Source organism: Streptomonospora alba (assembly GCF_000826685.1).
GTDB lineage: Bacteria > Actinomycetota > Actinomycetes > Streptosporangiales > Streptosporangiaceae > Streptomonospora > Streptomonospora alba.
The window spans coordinates 45,023-67,723 of record NZ_JROO01000011.1; the positions used below are offsets into that span (position 1 = coordinate 45,023).

General features: G+C 75.8%; 16 protein-coding genes. 13 read left to right on the forward strand and 3 right to left on the reverse strand.

The features are described 5' to 3' along the window. Positions 1 to 5 precede the first annotated feature (5 nt). The 6 genes from hutH to LP52_RS07275 all read left to right on the forward strand — a co-directional run bounded on the left by hutH (position 6) and on the right by LP52_RS07275 (position 8,652). Positions 6 to 1,544 carry a histidine ammonia-lyase gene (gene hutH, locus LP52_RS07250; RefSeq protein WP_394298190.1) on the forward strand — a complete coding sequence of 513 codons (1,539 nt, stop codon included), beginning with the start codon at positions 6 to 8 and terminating at the stop codon, positions 1,542 to 1,544. A 19-nt stretch (positions 1,545 to 1,563) separates the two neighbouring features. Continuing rightward, positions 1,564 to 3,240 (forward strand): urocanate hydratase, encoded by a 1,677-nt coding sequence (gene hutU / locus LP52_RS07255; RefSeq protein ID WP_040271844.1) that lies wholly within the window; start codon positions 1,564 to 1,566, stop codon positions 3,238 to 3,240. A 54-nt stretch (positions 3,241 to 3,294) separates the two neighbouring features. Beyond that, on the forward strand, positions 3,295 to 4,530 hold the full coding sequence (locus LP52_RS07260) for an allantoate amidohydrolase (protein ID WP_040271846.1): 1,236 nt from the start codon (positions 3,295 to 3,297) through the stop codon (positions 4,528 to 4,530). Beyond that, positions 4,527 to 6,029: a formimidoylglutamate deiminase gene (locus LP52_RS07265; protein WP_084722987.1), complete on the forward strand. Its 1,503-nt coding sequence runs from the start codon at positions 4,527 to 4,529 to the stop codon at positions 6,027 to 6,029. The genes LP52_RS07260 and LP52_RS07265 overlap by 4 nt, the downstream gene beginning before the upstream one ends. Positions 6,030 to 6,141: 112 nt before the next feature. Next, positions 6,142 to 7,374, forward strand: coding sequence for an imidazolonepropionase (hutI, locus tag LP52_RS07270; RefSeq protein ID WP_052809554.1), 1,233 nt, complete (start codon positions 6,142 to 6,144; stop codon positions 7,372 to 7,374). A 183-nt stretch (positions 7,375 to 7,557) separates the two neighbouring features. Then, positions 7,558 to 8,652, forward strand: coding sequence for a GNAT family N-acetyltransferase (locus LP52_RS07275; RefSeq protein ID WP_040271849.1), 1,095 nt, complete (start codon positions 7,558 to 7,560; stop codon positions 8,650 to 8,652). 257 nt (positions 8,653 to 8,909) lie between these two features. Here LP52_RS07275 and LP52_RS07280 read toward each other — a convergent pair whose 3' ends face one another. The 3 genes from LP52_RS07280 to LP52_RS07290 form a co-directional block, all read right to left on the reverse strand. After that, the gene (locus tag LP52_RS07280) at positions 8,910 to 9,218 is read right to left on the reverse strand and encodes a hypothetical protein (RefSeq protein ID WP_040271851.1); all 309 of its coding nucleotides are present in this window, start codon (positions 9,216 to 9,218) and stop codon (positions 8,910 to 8,912) included. 201 nt (positions 9,219 to 9,419) lie between these two features. Further along, complete coding sequence (locus LP52_RS07285; RefSeq protein ID WP_040271852.1) at positions 9,420 to 10,625, reverse strand: hypothetical protein; 1,206 nt, start codon at positions 10,623 to 10,625, stop codon at positions 9,420 to 9,422. Between the two features lie 224 nt (positions 10,626 to 10,849). Beyond that, positions 10,850 to 11,113, reverse strand: a complete 264-nt coding sequence (locus LP52_RS07290) for a hypothetical protein (protein WP_040271853.1) — start codon at positions 11,111 to 11,113, stop codon at positions 10,850 to 10,852. Between the two features lie 213 nt (positions 11,114 to 11,326). On the opposite strand from LP52_RS07290, the gene LP52_RS07295 reads away from it, so the two are divergent. The 7 genes from LP52_RS07295 to LP52_RS07325 all read left to right on the forward strand — a co-directional run bounded on the left by LP52_RS07295 (position 11,327) and on the right by LP52_RS07325 (position 22,682). Next, positions 11,327 to 12,250 carry a CRISPR system precrRNA processing endoribonuclease RAMP protein Cas6 gene (locus tag LP52_RS07295; protein ID WP_052809555.1) on the forward strand — a complete coding sequence of 308 codons (924 nt, stop codon included), beginning with the start codon at positions 11,327 to 11,329 and terminating at the stop codon, positions 12,248 to 12,250. Between the two features lie 80 nt (positions 12,251 to 12,330). Continuing rightward, entirely contained in the window at positions 12,331 to 12,663 is a 333-nt protein-coding gene (locus tag LP52_RS07300) for a hypothetical protein (RefSeq protein ID WP_040271854.1), read from the forward strand. Positions 12,664 to 13,795: 1,132 nt separating this feature from the next. Then, entirely contained in the window at positions 13,796 to 16,126 is a 2,331-nt protein-coding gene (locus tag LP52_RS07305; protein ID WP_052809556.1) for a hypothetical protein, read from the forward strand. Next, positions 16,123 to 17,901: a hypothetical protein gene (locus tag LP52_RS07310; RefSeq protein WP_084722989.1), complete on the forward strand. Its 1,779-nt coding sequence runs from the start codon at positions 16,123 to 16,125 to the stop codon at positions 17,899 to 17,901. Before LP52_RS07305 ends, LP52_RS07310 begins: the two co-directional genes overlap by 4 nt. Further along, positions 17,898 to 18,683, forward strand: coding sequence for a hypothetical protein (locus LP52_RS07315; protein WP_238580775.1), 786 nt, complete (start codon positions 17,898 to 17,900; stop codon positions 18,681 to 18,683). Before LP52_RS07310 ends, LP52_RS07315 begins: the two co-directional genes overlap by 4 nt. Next, complete coding sequence (locus LP52_RS07320) at positions 18,680 to 20,548, forward strand: hypothetical protein (RefSeq protein WP_052809557.1); 1,869 nt, start codon at positions 18,680 to 18,682, stop codon at positions 20,546 to 20,548. The genes LP52_RS07315 and LP52_RS07320 overlap by 4 nt, the downstream gene beginning before the upstream one ends. Before the next feature lie 367 nt (positions 20,549 to 20,915). Continuing rightward, the gene (locus LP52_RS07325; RefSeq protein WP_238580776.1) at positions 20,916 to 22,682 is read left to right on the forward strand and encodes an RAMP superfamily CRISPR-associated protein; all 1,767 of its coding nucleotides are present in this window, start codon (positions 20,916 to 20,918) and stop codon (positions 22,680 to 22,682) included. Positions 22,683 to 22,701 lie beyond the last annotated feature (19 nt).

The window sequence follows — 22,701 nt, forward strand, 5'->3', positions numbered from 1 at the left end:
GGGCCATGCCCACCTCGATCCACATCGGCCCCGCGGGGCCCTCTCCCGAGGACGTCGTCGCCGTGGCCCGCCGCGGCGCCGCGGTCCGCCTGACGCCCGAGGCGCGCGCCGCCGTGGCCGCGGGACGCAAGCGCGTCGACGCCCTGGCCGCCGACCCCGCCCCCGCATACGGCGTCAGTACCGGGTTCGGCGCGCTCGCGACGCGGCACATCGCCCCCGACCTGCGCACCCGGCTGCAGGCCTCCCTCGTCCGATCCCACGCCGCCGGTACCGGAGACGAGGTCGAGCGCGAGGTGGTGCGCGCGCTGATGCTGCTGCGGCTGCGCACCCTGGCCGGGGGCGGTACCGGCGTGCGCGTCGAGACCGCCGAGGCGCTGGCCGGACTGCTCAACGCCGGCATCACACCCGTCGTCCACGAGTACGGAAGCCTGGGCTGCTCGGGCGATCTCGCCCCGCTGTCCCACGTCGCTCTGGCGCTGATGGGCGAGGGCACGGTTCGCGACGCGGACGGGGAGCTGCGCGAGGCGGCCGAGGCGCTGCACGAAGCGAGCCTGGAGCCGGTGGAACTGGCCGCCAAGGAGGGCCTCGCGCTGATCAACGGCACCGACGGCATGCTCGGCATGCTGCTGCTGGCCTGCGCCGACGTGGCAGAGCTGCTGCGTGTCGCCGACATCACCGCGGCCATGAGTGTCGAGGCCCTGCTGGGCACCGACCGGGTCTTCGCCGCCGATCTGCAAGAACTGCGCCCCCACCCCGGGCAGGCGGCAGCGGCGGCCAACATGCGCGCCCTGCTGGCCGACTCGCCGGTGGTGGCCTCCCACCGCGGTCCCGACTGCACCCGCGTGCAGGACGCCTACTCGCTGCGCTGCGCGCCCCAGGTCGCCGGCGCCGTACGCGACACCCTCGCCCACGCCGAGGCCGTCGCCCACCGCGAACTGGCCGCCGTCATCGACAACCCGGTGGTCCTGGAAGACGGCCGAGTCGAGTCCAACGGCAACTTCCACGGTGCGCCCGTGGGCTATGTGCTCGACTTCCTGGCCATCGCGGTCGCCGATCTGGCCTCCATCGCCGAGCGCCGCACCGACCGCATGCTCGACGTCGCCCGCTCCCACGGGCTGCCCGCCTTCCTCGCCGACGACCCCGGCGTGGACTCCGGCCACATGATCGCCCAGTACACCCAGGCGGCGCTGGTCTCCGAGCTCAAGCGGATGGCCGCCCCCGCCAGCGTCGACTCCATCCCCAGCTCGGCCATGCAGGAGGACCACGTCTCGATGGGCTGGTCCGCCGCGCGCAAGCTGCGCCGCTGCGTCGATGCGCTCACCAGCGTGCTGGCGGTCGAGCTGATCACGGCGGCCCGTGCGCTGGACCTGCGCGCGCCCCTGGAACCCGCGCCGGCCACCGCGGCCGTACGCGACATGCTGCGCACCCGCGTACCCGGCCCCGGCCCCGACCGCCACCTGGCGCCCGAGATCGCCGCCGCGGCCCGACTCATCTCCGACGGTTCCGTCCGCGCCGCCGCAGACTCCGTCACCCCGCTCGCCTGAACCGGTCGGGAGGACCGCCATGACCACGGGAACCGGCTCCGCGCCGCGGAAGGTGCGCGCCCCGCGCGGCACCGTCCGCTCCGCCAAGGGGTGGCCGCAGGAGGCCGCCCTGCGCATGCTGCACAACAACCTCGACCCCGAGGTCGCCGAGCACCCCGACCGGCTCGTCGTCTACGGCGGAAGCGGCAGGGCCGCCCGCGACTGGGCGAGTTTCGACCGCATCACCGCCGTGCTGCGGGAGCTGGGCGACGACGAGACGCTGCTCGTGCAGTCCGGCCGCCCTGTGGGGGTGCTGCCGACCCACGAGTGGGCGCCGCGTGTGCTCATCGCCAACGCCAACCTCGTCGGCGACTGGTCGAACTGGGAGGAGTTCCGCCGCCTGGAGGCGCTGGGTCTGACCATGTACGGGCAGATGACCGCCGGGTCGTGGATCTACATCGGCACTCAGGGCATTCTTCAGGGCACCTACGAGACCTTCGGCGCGGTGGCCGCCAAGCGCTTCGGCGGCAGCCTGGCCGGCACGCTCACCCTCACCGCCGGGCTGGGCGGCATGGGCGGCGCCCAGCCGCTGGCGGTGACCATGAACGGCGGGACGGCGCTGGTCCTCGAGTGCGACGCCACCCGTATCGAACGCCGCATCGCCCAGGGCTACCTCGACGTCCGCGCCGACAGCCTCGACGACGCCCTGCGCCGGGCGGAGCAGGCGCGCCGCGAGCGGCGCGCGGTCTCCATCGGCGTCCAGGCCAACGCCGCCGACGCCGTACCCGAACTGCTGCGCCGCGGTGCGCCGGTCGACGTCGTCACCGACCAGACCTCCGCCCACGACCCGCTCGCCTACCTGCCCAGCGGGGTGGACTTCGCCGACTGGGGCGACTACGCGACGCGCGCGCCAGAGGACTTCACCCGCCGTGCCCGCGAGTCCATGGCCGCCCACGTCGAGGCGATGGTCGGATTCGCCGACGCCGGCGCCGAGGTCTTCGACTACGGAAACGCGATCCGCGGAGAGGCGCGCACCGCCGGCTACGCGCGCGCCTTCGACTTCCCCGGATTCGTGCCCGCTTACATCCGCCCCCTGTTCTGCCAGGGCAAAGGACCCTTCCGCTGGGCCGCGCTCTCCGGCGACCCCGCCGACATCGCCCGTACCGACCGGGCCGTGCTGGAGTTGTTCGGAGACGACGACCACCTGGCCCGCTGGATCCGCATGGCCGGCGAGCGGATCTCCTACCAGGGCCTCCCGGCGCGGATCTGCTGGCTGGGCCAGGGCGAGCGCGCCGCCGCCGGCCAGCGGTTCAACGAGCTCGTGGCCTCCGGCGAGATCAGCGCGCCACTGGCCATCGGCCGCGACCACCTCGACACCGGCTCCGTGGCCTCGCCCTACCGCGAGACCGAGTCCATGGCCGACGGTTCCGACGCCATCGCCGACTGGCCGCTGCTCAACGCTCTGGTCAACACCGCCTCGGGCGCATCCTGGGTGTCGATCCACCACGGCGGCGGTGTCGGAATCGGCCGCTCCCTGCACGCCGGCCAGGTCAGCGTCGCCGACGGCAGCGACCTGGCCGCGCGCAAGCTGCACCGGGTACTCGCCAACGACCCCGCCACGGGAGTGATCCGCCACGCCGACGCCGGGTATGGCCAGGCCGAAGAGACCGCCGAACAGCACGGCATCCGCCTGCCCATGCGCGAGGGGCGGGATTAGGCGGTGGTGGCGGGCGGCCGTGGAGACGAGGCGCAGATCAGGGACGGAGTCCGAATGAACGACGACTTCGAGGAGCTGTGGGACGGCCTGGCTCCGCTGGGGCGCAACCGTGCCACCGGCGGCTATCGCAGGTACTCCTGGGGCCCGGCCGACACCGAGGCGCGTGCCTGGTTCACCTCGGCGGCCCGCGCCCGGGGGCTCGGGGTCGAGACCGACCGCAACGGCAACCTGTGGGCATGGTGGGGAGAGCCCGGTCCCGACGCCGTGGTCACCGGCTCCCACCTGGACTCGGTGCCCGACGGCGGTGCCTACGACGGGCCGCTGGGCGTCGTCGGCGGCCTGGCCGCGATCGACGAGCTCCGCCGGCGCGGGCTGCGCCCCCGGCGCCCCGTCGCGGTGGCGGTGTTCGTCGAGGAGGAGGGCGCCCGCTTCGGCGTCCCCTGCCTGGGCAGTCGGCTGCTGACCGGGGCGATCGCTCCGGAGCGTGCGTGTGCCCTCACCGACGCCGACGGTGTGACCTGGTCGCGGGCGATGGAGGGGGCCGGGCTCGACCCCGAGCGCATGGGCGCCGACCACGAGCTCATCGGCCGCATCGGCGCGTTCGTCGAACTGCACATCGAGCAGGGGCGGTCGCTGGCGTGCACCGGCGACCCCGTCGGCGCGGCTTCGGCGGTGTGGCCGCACGGGCGGTGGCGGTTGGACTTCGCCGGTCAGGCCGACCACGCCGGGACCACCCGGCTGGTCGACCGCAGGGACCCCATGCTGCCCTTCGCCGCGGCCGTGCAGGAGGCGCGGCGGGCGGCCGAGGAGCACGATGCCCTGGCCACCGTGGGCAAGGTGCGGGTCTCGCCCAACGGCACCAACGCGGTGCCCTCCCGGGTGCGCGCCTGGCTGGATGCGCGCGCGGCCGACGAGGCGGCCCTGCGCGCGGTCGTCGACCGGGTCGACACCGCCGCGCGGGGCAGCGCCGCCGACCACGGAGTCGCCGTGACCGCCTACCTGGAATCCACGTCGCCGCTCGTGGAGTTCGACCACCGCCTGCGCGACCGCATCGCCGAGCGCGCGGGAGGAGGGTCGGGCGCCGTTCCGCTGCTGACCACCGGCGCCGGCCACGACGCCGGCGTGCTGGCCAACACCGTGCCCACCGCCATGCTGTTCGTGCGCAACCCCACCGGCGTCTCGCACGCCCCCGGGGAGTCGGCCACCGCCGCCGACTGCCGGGCCGGAATCACCGCCTTGGCCGACGTGCTGGCCGACCTGGCCGACGCCGCGCCGCCGGAGCAGGCATGAGCGCGACGCCGCCGGGCCCGTCCCCGGACGGGGGTGCCCGAGGGGAGGCGGTCGCGAGCGCGCGCGCAGCCGAGGCGGTAGGCGAGGAGGCGGGCGCGGTGCGGCCGGGACGCAGCGAGCGGTACTGGTGCGAGTGGGCGCTGCTGGACGCCGGGGCCGGAGCAGCGGCGGCGCCGGGGGTCCTCGTCGAGGTCGACGGCGGCGCGATCACCTCCGTCACCCGCGACACGCGTCCCCCAGACGGCGCCGAGCGGCTGGGCGGGCTGACCGTCGCGGGGTTCGCCGACGCGCACTCCCACGCCTTCCACCGCGCGCTGCGGGGGCGCACCGGCGAGGACGGCGGCAGCTTCTGGACCTGGCGCAGCCGGATGTACGAGGCCGCCGGACGCCTGGACCCCGACTCCTACCACCGCCTCGCCCGCGCCGTCTACGCCGAGATGGCGCTGGCCGGGATCACCTGCGTGGGGGAGTTCCACTACCTGCACCACGCGCCCGGCGGCACCCGTTACAACGATCCCAACGCCATGGGGCGCGCTCTGATCGCGGCCGCGGCCGACGCCGGCGTGCGCATCACCCTGCTCGACACCTGCTACCTCGCCGGCGGCCTGGACGCCCGCAGCGGGTACACGCCGCTGGAGGGGCCCCAGCTGCGCTTCGGCGACGCAAGCGCCGACGCCTGGGCCGAGCGCGTCGCCGCCCTGCGGCCCGCCGCCGACCACGCCCGCATCGGGGTCGCCGCGCATTCGGTACGTGCGGTCCCGCCCGCCGACCTCGCCCGCATCGCCCGAGCCGCGCCCGAGGCCGGATGGGCCGCCGCGCACATCCACGCCTCCGAACAGCCGGCCGAGAACACCGCCTGCATCGCCGCCCACGGGCGCACCCCCGTCCGCCTCCTGGACGACACCGGCTTTCTGACGGCGCTGCGGCCCACCCTCGTCCACGCCACCCATCTCACCCGCGCCGACGCCTCCCTCGTGCGCGGCACCGGCGCCGGCGTGTGCCTGTGCCCCACCACCGAGGGCGATCTCGCCGACGGCCTGCCCGACCTGGGACGCCTGGCCGGCGCACCGCTGTCGCTGGGCACCGACGGCCACACCGGCATCGACATGTTCGCCGAGGCCCGCGGCGCCGAGATCCACGAGCGCCTGCGCACCGGCCGCCGCGGCACACTGCCCGCCCACGGTCTGCTGGAGGCCGCGCTCGCCGGCGGCCACGCGGCGCTCGGCTGGGAGCCCGACGCCGAGCCCGGCGGCGAGGGAGGCGCGGGGCGCATCGCCGCGGGAGCCCGGGCCGACCTGGTCACCGTCGCCCTCGACGGCGTCCGCATGGCCGGCTTCGAGGGCGACCGCGCCGCCGACGCGCTCGTGTGGGCCGCGACCGCCGCCGACGTCCGCCACGTCATGGCCGACGGGCGCTGGATCGTGCGCGACGGCGTGCACACCGCGATCCCCGACGCCGCCGCCCGGCTCCACGCCGCGATCACGGAGCTCACCCGGTGAGTCCTCCGGGCGCGGCGCGCTCCGGCGCCGCAGACCCGCCGCAGGATCGATCCGCACGCGCAGCCTCAGCCGAAGGGAGGAACGCGGCGCCTCTCGACGCGCCGCGACGCCGATGAACACCCCCGATCCAGCCCCCGCCGTGCCCGCCGTCTCGTCGGTGCTGGTGGACGGCGTCGCCCACCTCGTCACCAACGACCCCGCCCTCGGGCCCGGCCCGCTGGGCGAGGTGCCCGACGCCGCCGTGGTCGTCGAGGCGGGCCGTGTGGCCTGGTGCGGGCCGCGAACCCGGGCACCGGCCGCCGACGTGCGCGTGGACGCCGCCGGTCGCTGCCTCATCCCGGGCTTCGTCGACAGCCACTCCCACGTCGTCTTCGCGGGCGACCGCAGCCGGGAGTTCGGCGACCGGATGAGCGGTCGGCCCTATGAGGCCGGCGGCATCCGCACCACCGTCGCCGCGACCCGTGCGGCCTCCGACACCGACCTGCTGGGCACCGCCACCCGCCTGCTGCGCGAGGCCCGCGCCCAAGGGACCACCACCCTGGAGATCAAGTCCGGCTACGGGCTGAGTACCGCCGATGAACAGCGCTGCCTGCGCGCGGCCGCACGGCTGACCGACGAGACGACGTTCCTGGGCGCTCACGTGGTCCCGCCCGAGTACGACGGCGACACCGACGGCTACGTGGATCTGGTCACCGGCGGGATGCTGGAGGCCTGTGCGCCCCACGCCCGCTGGATCGACGTGTTCTGCGAACGCGGCGCCTTCGACGAGCACCAGGCGCGCCGCGTCCTGCGAGCGGGGCGCGACCGCGGACTGATGCCGCGCGTGCACGGAAACCAGCTCGGTCCCGGCCCCGGTGTGCGCCTGGCGGTGGCGGAAGGCGCGGCGTCGGTGGACCACTGCACCCACCTGAGCGACGACGACGTCGCGGCGCTGGCCGGCTCCGCGTCCGGCGGGGGACCGGCGACGGTGGCCACGCTGCTGCCGGGCGTCGACTTCTCCACCCGCCAGCCCTACCCCGACGCCCGCGCCCTGCTCGACGCCGGCGCCCCCGTCGCCCTGGCCACCGACTGCAACCCCGGATCGTGCTTCACCTCCAGCATGGCGCTGTGCATCGCACTGGCGGTACGCGAGATGCGGATGAGCCCGGAGGAGGCGCTTCGGGCGGCCACAGCGGGCGGTGCCGCCGCGCTGCGCCGCGACGACGTAGGCCACCTCGCGGTGGGCGCTCGCGCCGACATGGTGCTGCTGGAGGCGCCCAATCCCGTCTATCTGGCCTACCGCCCCGGCGTGCCGCAGGTCGCGGCGGTGTGGAAGGACGGTGAACTCGTCGCCGGGCGGCCCTGACCGCGCCCCTGCGGGGGCGGGGGCCGCGGTGCCGGACGGATCCGCCGGGTGATGTGTCGCCGGAACTTACCTCGGCTTAGCGCGCACGAAACGCGGCGGTCCCACCCTGGAAGGGAACCGGCGCGCACCGCCGGGCGGCAGCGCCGCCACCGGCGGCCGCGCCCACCCGCGAAGGGGGACAGCATGAGCCTGTGGCGCATCCGCACCGTCGTCGAAGACCGTCCCGGCCGACTCGCCGCCGTGGTCGGCGCCATGGCGGCCCACGGCGGCGACGTCGTCGGGCTGTCGATCCACGCCGACGCCGCCGGCGTGGTGGACGAGTTCCTCGTCGACGTTCCGGGGGAGCACCGCACTCTGCTGCGCGAGGTCGCCCAGCGCAGCGTCACCGAGTCGGTCGACGCCGTCCCCGCACAGCCGCGCGAGGTCGGCGACGACGTCACCAAGGCGCTTCTGCTCACCGCCCGGCTGCGCAGCGCGCCCAACCGGCTGCCCGAGGCGCTGGGTGAGCTGCTGATGGCCGATGACGCTCGCTGGACCAATCTCACCCGCCCGGTGCCGGAGTTCCCCGAGGAGCCGGAGACGACCCTGGTGGTGCCCGCCGGTCCGCTGCGCGGCGTCCGGCTGCGCCGCCCGGACCGGCCCTTCACGTGGACCGAGTCCGCACGCGCCGACGCCCTGGTGCGCTCGATACTGCCGCCCACCGGGCCGGTTCCGACCGACGGCACGGTCTCCACCGGCGGCGGAGCCCGCCTCGACGTGCGCCAGGCCTGCCCGGAGGACGCCGAGGCCATCCAGCGCCTGCACGCCCGCTGCTCGCCCGAGACGACGCGCGGCCGGTACTTCTCCAGCCTGCGGCGGCTGCCCCCGGGCATGCTGGGGGCGTTCTGCGACCCCGAGCACGGGCTGACGCTGCTCGCGCGGCCGGAAGAGGGCGGCGAGCCGATCGCGCTGGCGCACCTGATGTACACGCTCGACCCGGGCGTGGGCGAGGTGGCCTTCCTGGTCGAGGACACCTGGCAGCAGCGGGGAGTGGGCACCGCGCTCGCCCGTACGCTGACCGCCGTCGCCGCCGACTGGGGCCTGGCCGAAGTCCGCGCCGAGACGGTGACCGGCAACCGGGCGATGCAGCGCATCATGCGGCGTATGGGCGCGGAGATCCGCCCGCCGCGCCACGGTGTGGTGCAGGCCCGCCTCCCGGTGGCCGGCGCCGTCCCGGCCCCGCGCGGCGGCCGACTGGCCGAGCTGATGAGCCGGCCGGGAGCCCCCGGGGCGGCCTGATCGACGAGCCCTCCTGAGAAAAGGCGGGGGAGGCCGGCGATATGGGGCGCCGACCTCCCCCGCCCATCCGCCCCGCCGCGGGTGCGGGCGACGGCGCGGTGCTGTCCTGCGCCGCTTCGTCCGGGCCGCTCGAAGCCGCCCGAGCGGCCGCGCCCTCATCAGCCCGGCGGGCCGGGAGAGGCCGGTCGCCGGAGCGTGCGCCACCGCTCCGGCGACCGGCCGACGTCAGCGCTCCCGTCCGTGCGGGAGCGGAAGTCTCAGGACTCGGAGGACTCGGAGGACTCGGAGTCCTCCGAGGAGGAGTCGTCCGAGGAGGGATCGGCGGAGGAGCCGCCGGAGGCGCCGGTCTTGGCCTCGGTCTTCTTGGCGCGGCGCTTCTTCACCGGCCGGGAGTAGTCGACCAGCGGCTCGTAGCGGGTCTCGTGCTCCTTTTTACAGTCGTCGCAGGCGTCGACCTCGCGAACGGTCCCCTCCCAGGCGAACTGGACGACGTCGGTCGCCTCGACCTTCTCTTCGCGGACGGCGTGCATGTCGCAATACTTCAGCGTGAGGACCTCGGTGACCACGGCGGTGCGTCCCTTCGGTAGTGGGTGCCGGTTCGTACTCGTGGGGGAATCATACACCTGTACGAAACGGATCGCCGTGCCGTGGTCAGGGGTGCCGCCCACCGCCCGAATCTACGCTATCCCCCGGTGTGCGGAGTGGACCGGACGCCGCGGCCCGGCCCGGCCGCCCGGCCCCTTCCTCCGGGCGGCCGGGCGGTCGGCTCACTCCACCGCCGCCACCAGGTCGACCAGGGTGTCGAGGAGGTCGGCGCGGGTGTCGTCGTCGTGGGCGGCCTGCGCCCAGGCGGAGGGGATCGCCTCGGGGCGGGCGCGCAGGTGGGTGTCGAGGAACCGGTCCAGCGCCGTGACCGGGCTGGTGGCGTAGTAGACCGGGTTCTCACGGGCCTGGGTGACCAGCGTCCAGGCGGTGCGGCGCAGCCAGTCCTGCTCCCCTTCGGGCAGGTCCTCCGCCCGCGGGCGCTCGGGCGGCTGGGGCACGGCGGGGCCGGGCGCCGGGTCGGAGACCGGGTGGTAGGGGGCGCTGCGCGCCCGGCCGCGCGCCCGCTCCAGCAGCTCGAAGTGCTCCGGCAGGCGCTCGGCGAGTCGGCGCAGCACCTCGGTGAGGACCCGCGCCAGGTCTTCGGGCCCCATCCCGCGCAGCGACTCGCGCAATCCCACGCGGCGCAGCTCGTCCGCGGTACGGGCGCGCTCGGCATCGACGCCGTCGGCCAGCTCGTGCAGCTTGCGCAGCAGGTACTCGGCTGTGGGCACCGAAACCAGGGGACGCTCCCGGCACGCCGCCACGGCCCGGCCCGCGCGGTCGGCCACCGGCACCGCCCCCGACTCGCGGGTGAAGCCGTGGTCGCCGGGCAGGGCTGCTTCGACGGGCTCGTCGGGCTGCTCGTCAGGCAGGTCCACCGCCGGGTGGCCGAAGCCGGCGGCCAGGACCAGAGCGGCCAGCGCCTCCTGCTCGACGACGCCGGGCGCCACCCGGTCGGAGACCGCGTGCTGGCGCGCCCAGCGCCGCGGCCGCTCGGAGAAGGCGCAGCGCAAGGTGCGGCCGGACCACTGCGGGAACACCAGCCGCAGCCGGGAGAACGCGCGGTCGGTCTCGGCGTCGCGCAGCGCGAAGACCAGGCGGCGCACCTTGGCCGGTGCGGTCTCGCCCGCCTCCAGCGCGGCGTGCACCTCGTTCATGCGGGCGGTGATCTTGGAACCGCCCCCGCCGTGCCTGTCGCAGGGGCAGTGCTCGCTCAGCAGGGTCAGGGCGGAGTCGAACTGCGCAGCGTGGCGGTCGCAGCTCTGCAGCGTCTCGGGCGCGTTCCGCTGCCGCGCGGGCTCGCACCGGCCGCAGCCGAAGGCACGGGTCATGGCGTACAGGAACGCGGTCGAACCGAAAAGGTCCGTGAACAGGCAGCGCGTGCTCAAGATCCTTCTTCTCCCCGTCGACACGGGGCTGAGGCTCTTCCCCAGCTCCTCCGGGAAAGTGCATAGAAGAAGGTCGATCGCGCCGGTGACACACCCACGTCGGCTGACGCTGCGAACGCCGCCCTGGCAACGCGCGTGGTCCATTACGAAGGTAGGGTCCGCGCGCGTCTGGAGTCAAGGAACGGCAAAGACTTCGCGGTCGGGCAGGCTCAAGCGGGCCGGTATCAGCGCTGCGGGCGGCGCCGGTAGCGCTCGGCCAGATGCGCGAGGTGGGCGGCCAGTTCCTCGGCGGTGACCTCGGGCACCGGCGGAGTCTGATCACGGCTCTGCGGCCCGCCGTCGGCCTCGGGCGCCTCCTCGGGATCGCCCACCTCCTCCAGGTCGGGATCGAGCGCCGCGAGCCGGAAGTGTATGTAGGCGTCCATCCAGTCGCGGGGACGCGGTACTCCGCGGTTCGGCGGGTCGCTGTGGTCGTCTGCGGGACTCATGCGCGGGCGGCTCCGTCCTGATCACTCGAGCGCGTTGTGCCGGGGCCGGCGGTGCAGGTGTGCCGACACCTCTCGGACGGCCGAGCACGCCGCACCCGGCCAGGACAGCGCCGCGCTGCGCACCGGTGCTGTCCGAGAGCTATGGGTGCTCGGGCCTGATGAGAAGGGCGCCCACGACGGCCGAGGCAGCTCGGCGACAAAGGGGGAGTGACGATGCCGCGACGCTGGACGCTGGTGCTGCGCGATCACGCCGACGCGGCCCGGCCCGTGCGCGCCGTCGACTGCCACGGGCTGCTGAACACCTGGTGGCCCCAGTCCGACGCCGAGCACGGCGCGGCCAAGAAGTGGGCGATGAACGGCTGGCCCCAGCCTTTGGCCGACCGGCTGTGGGTGTGGTCGCTGACCTGGCTGGACGACACCCCGCCCGAGACCGCGCCGGCCGACCTCGTCGGGCGTGTGCAGCGGGTGGGCGACCACCTGCTGGAGCCCTTGTCGGTGACCGAGGTGCACACGCGCGACTACGCCGCCGTCCTCACCGAGCCCCGCCGTTTCGCCCACGCGGCGTCGCTGCACACACTCAGCCCGGTCGTGTCGCTGGCCCGCAACTACGACGGAGAGGACAGCTTCCAGGCCTGGCCGGGACCGCGGCTGCTGTTCGGCGTGGTCCACCGCGCCGCCGACGGCCGGCTCAGCGGCAGCGGGGCCGTGGGGGCTGTCGCGCGCTTCGCCCCGCGCGAGCTCGCCGAGCCGTGGCTGCGCCGCATCGACGAGGTCACCGCGCAGCTGCGCCGGATGCCCGACGACTCCGCTCCCATCCGGGCCACCGAGCACCCCGGTCCGGCCGGCCGGACCGTGCTCGGTTGGGAGGGCGGGCTGCGCTTGGCGCTGCCCCGCGGCAGCGACAGCCGCCTCCTGGCCGACTTCGCCGCACTGCTGGAACTGATCGAGCTGACCGGAGTGGGCAAGTACACAGCGCAGGGCTTCGGTGCACTGCGCGCGGACACGCTCACGGCAGGCGGCGACACGGCAGCCGGGCGGCGGCGGCCCTCTGCCCGCGACCGCCGGAGGCCGCGGTCTGCGCGCCCGGTGCACGCGGAGCATCAGGAACAGGGGTTTGACGGGTTGCTGTTCGACTGACCCGGCGCCGCCTCCGGCGATCGCGCAGCATGCTGGGTCTGCTCGGTGCGCTCGGCCGGCTCGGGGTGTGAGAGGGAAGTATGCGTGTTCCGCTGGTCAATCTGACACCGCATGAGGTGACGATCTTCGATTCCGACGACCGTGTCGTCGTCCGCTGCCCAGCTGCGGACAAGCCGGTGCGCGTGGCCGTCGACCGCTGCGAGATCGGCCGGATCGGGGGGATCCCCGTGTTCTCCGAGGATTACGGCCGCGCCATGCTGCCCGCCCCGGCCCTGGGGGTCTGGTACATCGTCTCCTCCACGGTCGCACTCGCCCATCCCGAGCGCACCGACCTGCTGGTGCCGACCGACCTGGTGCGCTCGTCCGACGGCACGATCGTCGGCTGCAAGGCGCTCGGGCGCAGGAACGGCTGAGCGGGATCCCACGGCGCCCGCGCCGACCGGAGCGAAGGAGCAGGCACAAGCGCATCAGGCGGTTCCGGTCCCAGGGCGGTATGCGTCCTGGGACCGGAACCGCCCATGCCGTGCGGCGCGCGGGCGTGCCCGGCGCCCGGGCCGGCCAATTCCGTCTGCCGGGATCGGGCCGGCGCTGGTATCCGCAGGCGAGCCAGGTGTTGGTTGTCAGGGCCGGGGGCAAGGGCCTGGCCGGGTGGAGCCCCGACCGGTGCCGGTGCCGGTCCCATTCCGTCTGCCGGGGAGGAGTCGGCCCTGGAAGCGTCCGTCAACAACTGGCGTTGTTATCCCGTCAACCGGGGTCGGACGACGAAGAAGCAGTCAGGGCCGTTCTCTGCGCGGTCGCTGTCCCGTCCGCCGGGGCTACGAGCCTTCCCTGATCGACGCGAGAGACGTGCGGCGGTTGGTGCTATCCCGTCTGCCGGGTCCGCAGGCGGAACCCGGCGCGACCACCGGACCCCGGGCCCTGGTCGATCGGGGCGGGGCGGGAAGAACCGGGTGCGGTCGGCGCGTGGTTCCCTGCCTGAAGTCGATGTCTCACCGCTCCTCCTTCCGGCCGCAGCGGCGGCGAAGGCGGCGCCTGCGGTCTCGTCGCCCGCATCGGAGTCCGGTGCGGGCCTGGCGTGCGGGTCCGAGGGGGTCGAGGGGTTAGGTCATCGGGGTTCTGCGGCGGATCCCCAGGCCCTCGGGCCGGGAGGAAGCCGCTCCCTCCTTTCCGGTGGTGTGGCATCCGGACCGCTTCGTCAGGCGCGGATCCGCCGCGGGAGCGGAGGCGGACGGGGGCCGGGGCCGGAGCAGGCAGCTGAGGAGGCACGGCCCGGTGGGGCTGTGGTCCTGTGTGGAACGTCGCCAACCGGGTCACCTCCCTTCGGGCGTCGGCTTGTGCTGGTAACGGCGGGTCTCGGCCGCCTGGACTGAAAGCCCCCGCCATCAGGCGGGAGGACCCGTTACGGTTCCTATGGGCGATCACCTCCGACACAGCACCTCTCTCGGACACAGGCGTTAAACGAGTGGCTTCTGGTGGATCGAGGAAACCGCGGACGGCGGCGCCGCATGCTCCCCGGACCGGCGCGCGACAGTGTGAAATGGACCTATGGGACCCAGAGCGGATCTTTCCGGTGATCCCGGCGGCGCCGGCGACGACACCCCCGCGACCCTGGTGGTGCTGGCAGGGACCAGCCCCACCCCGGCGCTGCTGGCCGCCCTGACCTTCGCTCCGCGCCGGCTGGTGCTCGTGCACAGCAGCGACACCGCCCGGCGGGCCGCCCGGATCGCCGACGCCGCGCGCCGGCTGTGCCCGGACATCGGCGTCGTCCGGCGCTTCGACGTGGGCGGCGACGTCTTCGACTTCCACGCCGTGGCAGCACGCTTCGCAGCGCTCTCCGCCGATCTGCAGGACGACTGGCGGTTGTGCTACACCGGTGGCAGCAAGGTGATGAGCGCCCACGCCGTGCTGGCGCACGTCGAGCGCTTCCCCGAGCGCCACCGCTGGCGCAGCTACCTCGACGCCACCTCCGAGACGCTGCGCTTCACCGACGGCTCCCGCCACGACGCCGGCATCGACAGCAGCGCACTCAGCGCCGGCGAGCTGGCCGGACTGCACGGCGTCGAACTGCGCCCGGGAGACCGGACCGGCGCCCAGGAGGCCTGGCTGCGCGGAGGGGACGTCCGCGCCACGCTGACCAGCGGCGACATGGCCGAGGCGCGGGTGCTCGCACTGTTCCGCCGCAGGCTGGCCCCTGTGTCCGGCGCCGAGGTGCTGGGCAACCGCGTCATGCCCGACCCGCGCAGCGAGCGCGACTCCATCGGCGACTTCGACCTCATCGTGCGCTACCGCCACCGCGTGCTGTGCGTGGAGGTCAAGCGCGACCCCTCCCACATCCCCGACGCCGCCGGATGGACCCTGACCAAGGCCCAGCGCGCCTTCGGCGGCGCGGCCCGGGTGCTGTTCGTGCACGAGGGCGCCAAGGGCGACTGCTCCATCGAACGCATCGCCGCCTACGACCCCGAACTCAGCGGTGCACCGCTGCACGTGCGCAGCCTCGGCGAGCTCTCCTCCCGCGACTTCGGCAGCGCCCGCCGGCTGATCGAGAGCTTCTTCCCCGCCGCCCCGCCCCCGAGAGGCGCGTCCGCCACCGCGCGCGCCGCGGCCGCAAGCCGAAGCGGCGAGCCCTCCTCCGCGCACCGGGCCGCCCCTCGGGTGCCCGCCCCCGGCGGCGCCGAGGGCGGGCACTGCCCCGCCGACCCGAACGGCTCAGGCGGTCCTGCGCCGCTGCTGCTGACGGGCCTGGGCGGCAACCGCCTGCCCGTCCTGGCCGCCGCCCGCGCCTGCCTGCCCGGCCGGGCCGTCATGCTGTTCACCCGCCAGAGCGAGAAGGAGCTGTCCGCCCTCGACTCCAGCGTGCGCCGCGCCCTGCTGGCCGGCGAGGAGCCGGAGGAGTTCCAGCGCCTCAACCGCCGCCGCCTGGCCCAGCGCCTGCGCCGCGACGGCTATCCCGATCGCGTCAAGTTCGCCGAGGCCGCCGTGGACGCGGCAGACGTCGCCGACACCGCCGCCCGCGCCCGCGCCAAGATCGACCTGTATCGGACACCCGGCACCCCCGTGGTCGCCGACATCACCACCGGCACCAAGGCGATGAGCACGGGCCTGGCGCTGGCCGCCCACGAGCGCGACGGCTGCCTGATCTACGTCTCACCGCTCACCCGGCGCGTCTCCTGCCGCACGCACGGGCCCGTAGGCCACCACCCGCCCGCCGCCGTCGAATGGCGCCACCTGCTGCGGGGCTACCGCTTCCTCGGCGGCACGCTCAGCGAGGCAATCGACCCTGGCGTCGCCGCACGCCAGATCGACGCCCCCCTGATCGACGCCGCAGCCGAGCAGGTGCGCGAGCTGGCCGCCCCCGCCGAGGTCGCGGCCTGGGTCGACGAGACCGCCGTCGCCGGTGCGCCGCCGCTGCCGCAGTACTCCGCGCCGCAGCGCCCCACCCTGGTCCTCACCGCCGCCGACCGCGCCCTCGGCCTCAGCGCCCCCCGCCGGACGCGGCTGCGCTACTTCACATCCAAAGACGTGCACGTCGAGCAGGACACCGGTGCCGGAGGCTGGGCCCACGACGTCTTCGCGGCCGCCGCGCTGCTCAACGTCCGCTGCGGTACCGCCGGACTCACCCTCGCCCTGCACCGGCCCGGCGAGGGCGACCCGGCCCGCGCGCTGGAGCTCATCGACTGGTTCTCGTGGTGGCGGGCCGACGGGGGCGCCCCCGACTCCGGTGATCGGAGACCCCCCGCCGAGCAGGTCACCGGCCATGAGGACACTCGGCGTCCGAGAGTGGTGTCAGCCGAGCCGGGAACCGCCGCGTTCCGCACCGCGCTGCAGGCCCACCTGTCCGCCCTCAGGCTCACACCCCATCAGGAGGCAGACCCATGAGCGCCGCCGAGCCCGCCGCCGCGCCGGGGGCCGCGTCCGCACCGCACGGCGGGGCGGACGAGCCGCCGCACGGGGTGCTCGTCGGCGTCGACCTCGCCGGCATCCAGCGGTTCATCTACGAGGGACGCCGACTGCTCGACGCCATCGGCCGCGCCACCCTCGTCGCCGACCTCACCGACACCGCCGGTCCGCACATCGCCCCGCTGCTCGCCGAAGTGGCCCCCGAGCACCGCACCGTGCTGCGCGACGCCGGCGGCGCGCTCTACGTCGCCTTCACCCACCCCGACCGGGCCGCCGAAGACGCCCGCGCCTTCACCGGCCGCTATACGCGCCGGATGCGCGACATCTCCGACCGGCTGACCCCCGTCACCGCGCACGTCGCCTACGGCGGAGCCGGTCGTCCCGCCGACCAGGCCGAGGCGCTGCGCCTGCTGCCCGCCGCTTTGCAGGGCGCCCGCGCCCGCCCGGTTCCCGGACACCTGCCGGCACCGGGACTCGGCGTCACCGCCGCCTGCGACATCACCGGCCGCCCCGCCGAGCTGCTGGACCGCACCCGCGACCGCGGACCCGTGCGCGAACGCACCGCCCGCGACGTCGTCACCGCTCGGACCCGGGCCCGGAGGTGGCACGATGACAACAGCCGCGCCTGGCTGAGCGGACTCGCACCGCCCCCCGGGATCCGGCGGCTGGAACTGCCCACCGACGTCGACCACCTCGGCCGCGAGATCGGCGACGTCAGCCGGCTGGCGGTGGTGCACCTGGACTTCAACGGCCTCGGCGACCTGCTGAAGGACCACCACAGCCGCCTTCAGGAGTCCGGAGCCGACGTGTCGGCGGGCATGCGCGCCGTCTCCGCCGACATCGCCCGGCTCACCGAGGGGCTGGCCCGCGCACTCATCCGCTCGGTCGCCGCCGCCGTCGGCACCGACGCCGGCACCGGCGAGCCCGTCATCGAGGGGCACGGCGCCGGCGGGCGGCTTCGCCCCCACACCGTGCGCGGCACCGTCTACGTCCCGGTGCGCCCTGTCGTGGTGGCCGGCGACGACCTCACCGTCATCTGCGACGCCCGGCTGGCCTGGAGCGCCACCCGGTTCGCGCTCGACTGGCTGGACGCCGACCCCGCGTCGCTGAGCCCCGGCGACCCGCGCGCCCCCATGGCGCGCCGCGACCGGACCCCGCCCTGGACCCGCCGCCTGGGCGCTACGGGCCGGACCACGGGCGTGCCCTCGGCCGGTGTCGGGATCGCGGTGCAGCCCGTGGGCGCACCGCTCTCGGTGGGCTATGACATCTGCGCCGCGTTGTGCGAGGAGGCCAAGGACCACCGCAAGCAGGCCGCCCAACGCCTCGACGACCACACCGTGGCCTGGTCGCACGAGTTCGACGACCCTGCCAGGGTGGTCGCCCGGCTGCGCGAGCACCGCGGTCCGTCCGCGCCCGGGGGATCCGGACGCACGGCCCTGCCCATGACCGGCGCCGAGTTCCACGCGTTCCTGCGCGACTACCTCGACCCCCGCGCCCGCGGAAGCCTGCGCGGCGCGGACCTCAGCGAGCAGCGGTCCTGGCTGCTGTCACGCCTGGCTCCACTGCTGCAGGACGGCCGCGACCCCGCCCCCGAACTGGAGCGCCGCAGCGACCTCGGCATGCCCGTGCGCCTGCCCGACCCCTTCTCCCGCGCTCTGCTCCTGGACGCCCTCGCACTGCTCGACCTGCACTTGGACGTCGGTCTGACCCATCACCCGCCCCCGGACGAGGGAACGGAGGCGATGCGCCCGTGACCGCCGCCGACACCGACCCGGCCGCAGCCTCCCCCTCCGGCGCAGCGCCCGGCGGCCGGACCGGCGAGCGGGACGCGCCCGCGTTCCTGCTGCTGGACCTCGCCTCGCCGGCGGTCTTCGCCGGCACCAGCGCCGCAGGTACCGCCGCCGACTCCGACGTGGTCACCGACGCACACGGGCTGCCCTACCTGCCCCGCCAGCGCATCGCCGCCCGGCTGCGCGACGCCGCCGTCAGCGCGGTGCGCGCCGACCCCGCGCTGCTGCCGGCCGCCCGGTCGCTCTTCGGAGCCTCCCGCAAGCACGGCCCCGGCCGCATCCTGCGCATCGGCCACGCCGCCCCGTCCGAACCGGTGCGCGCCGCGGTCGCCTGGGCTCTGGAGCAGCGCGCCGGCGAGGGATCCGGAGACGCCGCGAGCACCCTCGTGCGCGCCGTCACCGACGCCTTCACCTCCGTGGAGAGCGGCGTGGCGATCGACGGCGCCGGGGCGTCCGCAGACGCGCGGTTGCGCACCGTCCGCGTCGTCGACGCCGGATTGCGGCTCACCGCCCCGCTGCGGTGGACCCGCACTCCCGGGCCCGAGGAGGTGCGCTGCCTGGCCCGGGCCGCACTGGCCTTCACCCAGGCAGGGCTCAAGGCCGGGCGCGGCCGCGGCCGGCTCGACGCCCGCCTGGCCGAGACCTCCGACGCCGAGGCCGACGCGGCGCATGCCCGCACTCTGGCCTGGGCGGACGTCGACACGGGGATCGAGAGCGGAGGGAGTGTCCGAGAAAGAAGGATGTGACGATCGCCGAGCCCCATCCCGACGACCGCACCGGCGGCGCGGGCGAATCCGTGCGCGCCTATCTCGGACTGCGCTACGTGCTCACCGAGTCGCTCGTCGTACGCTCGGACTACGATCCGCTGCGCATCACCACCGCCCACGCCGTCACGGGCCGGGCCCAGCGCGGAATGCTCGCCGCCGCCCTGCACCACGCCGGCCGCGGGGACTTGGTCGAGCCCTGGATCGCGCGCGGTACCGCGCTCCGCTTCGCCCCCGCTTTCCCGCTGCTGGAGGACGACTCCGGCAGCGCGCAGACCGTGCCCGCGCCGCGCTGCTGGCATGTGCACACCCCCGCGGGGGGCCTCGCCGACCTGCTGGCCGCCCCCGCCTCGGCCACGGGCGCCTACCGCACGCTCACCGGCCACGTCACCCCCGACCTCGCCCGCCGCGCCGCCCCCCTGACCCGCACCGAGCAGTACCTGGGCGTGGCCCGGCGCGACGCCGGCCGCCACGGTGTCCCCTACTTCACCACCAGCCTCGACCCCGGGCAGGTGTTCGAGGCCCGCTGGCAGATCAGCGCCCCCACCCGCGCCGCGGCCGAGGACCTCGCCGAGCAGGTCGAAGCCGTCCTCGGCGCAGCCGACGGACTCCTCTCCCTGGGATCGGGCGGCACCCGCGCGCACGGCGGCGGCATCCGCGCGACCCCCTCCGCAGCCGGTGGCGCGGCGCTGCTGGAGGACCGCGTCGACGCCGGCCGCTCCACCTGGCGGCGCGGAGAGGAACGCGACCTGCTGCTTCTGGCCCCCGCCTGCATCGACGACGACCTGGGCCGGCCCAGCCCCGCCGCGCTGCCGCGTGCGGCCGAGCGGGCCGCGGCGGAGGTCCTGGGCCCCGCGGCCGCCGCGACCGTGGGCGCCCACGTCCACCAGGAGGCCTTCGGGGCCTACCACCGCATGTACCGGGGGCCCATGGCCGAGCAGTGGACCGCGGCGCCGGGCTCGGTGGTGCGGCTGCGCGCCCTGCGCGACATCGGCCTGGAGGAGATCCGGGCGCTGGAGGCCCGCCCGCTGGGTCGGCGCGCCGCCGACGGCCACGGCGCCGCCGCCCTGATCCCGGTCCCCGCACCCGGTTCCGCCCCCGCCGAGCAGCCGCCGCTCGCGCACACGCGCACCGCCCGTCCCGAAGCCGGGCGCCGCTTCACGGCCGCCCGCCCCGAGCCGGAAGGGGAGCCGGGCGGGTGGCCCGGCGCCCGGACGGTGACCCTCGCCGACGGATCGCCCGCCCGGGTCGATGCGGCGTGGGTCGCCGCCGAGGCCGCATCCGACCCCGACCGCTCGCCGGTCGCGAGCCTGCAGGACACTCTGCTGAGCCGGGCCGCCGCCGAACCGGTCCGCGCCCGCGCTCGCGACCTCGTCCGGCGATCGAGCCGGCTGCCGGCCGCGACCCTGCTCGGGCGGCTGCGCGAGGTCGCCGCGGCGCCCGCGCCCGAGCCCGCCGCCGCGCTGCACCGGCTGGCCGGCGTGGTCACCGGCGAGGCCGAGCGCGCCGCCCCCCACACCCCCGTGCCCGAAGCCGCCCGCACCGAGCTGGAGGCCGCCACGGTGCCCCACGGTTCCGCGGAGCTGCCCCTGCCCCAGTGGATCGACGCCGCCGCGCGCACCCCGCACGCCTGGTGGGGGCACGCGGCCCCCGATACCGAAACGCTCGCCCGGGCCCTGGCGCCGGTCGACCTCGCCTGGCGGCCGGGCGAAGGCGTCGGCGCGGCGGTCGAGGCCTGGGCCGCGCGGCCCGAGGTCGTCGCGCGCCTGTCGCTGCAGCTCGTCGGCGCCTGGCTGGCGGCGGCATGGACGGGACGCGACACGGCTCATCGGGAGGAGGCCCGATGACGTTCACCGACACTCCCGAAGGACGCCCCGGCATGAAGGCCGGGGATGACTTCGCTGTCCCGCGTAGCGGGTCGGGAGACGCCGATTCGCCTCCAGGGCGAATCGACGCCCCCGGCTGCTGCGCTCGTCGCGCCGGCGAACCTCGCGGTCCCACCTCGCAGCGGGAACGTCACACCACGGGTACCGGCGGTCGATCGGGATCGCGGGGAACGCTCCCCGAACGCCTGCCGAGACGGTGTGCGACCGCTCGGCCGCGGCCGGGCCCGGCGCGGGCATCGGCCGGTGCCGCCACGGCCCGGATCGGCCCGCGGCCCCGCCGCTGCGGGGAGCAGCCGCCCGCGCTGTGCGCCCTCCGAGGCGGGCCCCGGTGAACGGGCCCGAGGAGGACCCGGCGGCGGCCCCGCGGCCCTGCGACGACACCGGGACCGACGACGCCCTCGACTTCGCCGCGGGCGCTGCCGGCGGGCCGCGCGTGCTCTGGGAGATGACCGCGCGGATCCGGCTGCACAGCGACACCCACATCGGCTCCGCGGACGACACCTCACGCGCCACCGCCGACATCGCCCCGCTCGACCGCGATCCGGCCACCGGCCGCCCCCGCTTCCGGGCCACGACGCTGGCCGGGCTGCTCCGCCGCCACCTGGCCGAACGCCTCGGCGACGAGCGCGCATCGGCCGTGGCCGAGCTGTTCGGCGAAGCCGCGCCGCGCAGCGCCGAACCCGGCCCCGGCGCTTCGGTGCCCAGCGCCCTCGACATCGACGACGCCGTAGCCGAGCTTCCGCCCGAAGCCGGCGTCACCGTGCGCGCAGGCAACCGCGTCGACCCCGGCAGCGGCGCCGCGGCTCCCGGCGCCGTGTGGCGGATGGAGACCCTGCCCGCCGGTACGGCGTTCACCCTCACCCTGCGACTGCACGTCGGCGAGGGGCAGAGTGAGGGCCGGCTGCTCGCGCTGGCCGCGCTGGCGGCCGACGGGCTCGCCGGGACCGGGCCCGGCGTGTCCATCGGCGCGCGCACCGCGCGGGGCTACGGCGCCGCCGCCTGCGAGGGCTGGCACACCCTCCGCCACGACCTGGGCACACCGCGGGGATGGGCCGACTACTACGCCCTGACCTGGCGGCAGCGCCGCGACCGCGCCCACCGGGCGGTCGCCGAGCGGTGCCGATCGCGGCCCGGCGCCCGCGAGACCGGCCTTTCGGCGCTCTTCTCCGAGCGCCTGGAGACCGAACCGGCGCTGGCCGCCGCGGTCGGCGCGGACTACTCCCGCACCCTCGCCGACTACGGCACCGACGACCGCCGCCGCGACGAGCTGGCCCTGACGCTGCACCTGGCCGAACGCCCCACCGATGCGCTGCTCGGACCCGCCGACGCCGGCCCCGATGCGCACGCGCACCGCCCCGGCCTGCTCCTGGTCGGCGAAGCGCCCGGCCTCGACACGCTGGGCGAGGTCGATCGGGCCCACCTGCGCCGGCCCGCGGTCGGCGGCGACGGCGCGGTCCAGTGGCGCCCCACCCTGGGCGACACCGCGCTCTTCGCCCTGTTCAAGCGGATGAGCCGGCGCCTGGTGCGCGACATCTCCGGCGAGTCCGGTGCCGCGGCGGGGGAGTGGTCCGACGACAGCGCGGCACGGCGGCTCCACGCCCGCTGGTGGGGCGGCGACGCCGACGTCCAGAGCGCGCCCCGGGCCTCGGCCGTCCGGCTGCGCAGGGCGGCCGAGCTCACCGGCGGCACGCCCCAGCGCACCACCCGGGTCACCATCGACGCGCTCTTCGGCGACAGCGTGGACGCCAGCCTGCTCACCGACGACGTCCACGCCGGAGGCAGCGCCGAAGTCGTTCTCGACGTGCCCGATCCCGACGACGCCGTGCGCGGCCTGCTCGCCCTGATCGTCCGCGAACTGCACACGGTTGCCATGGACGCCGTCGGCGGCGGTACCGGCGCCGGCCACGGCCGCATCACCGTCTCCCGCGCCGTACTCACCAGCCGCGGCCCCGGCGCGGACGCGGAGCCGGTCGACCTGGTCGCCGCTGTCGACGACCCTGCAAGCGCCGACCGCGCTGCGGCCGAGTCCTGGCTGGCAGCACTACGCACCGCCCTGGCGCCCGATGCCGGACGGCGACGGAGCGCCGATCCGTGAGCACCTCGGTCCGCGGCGC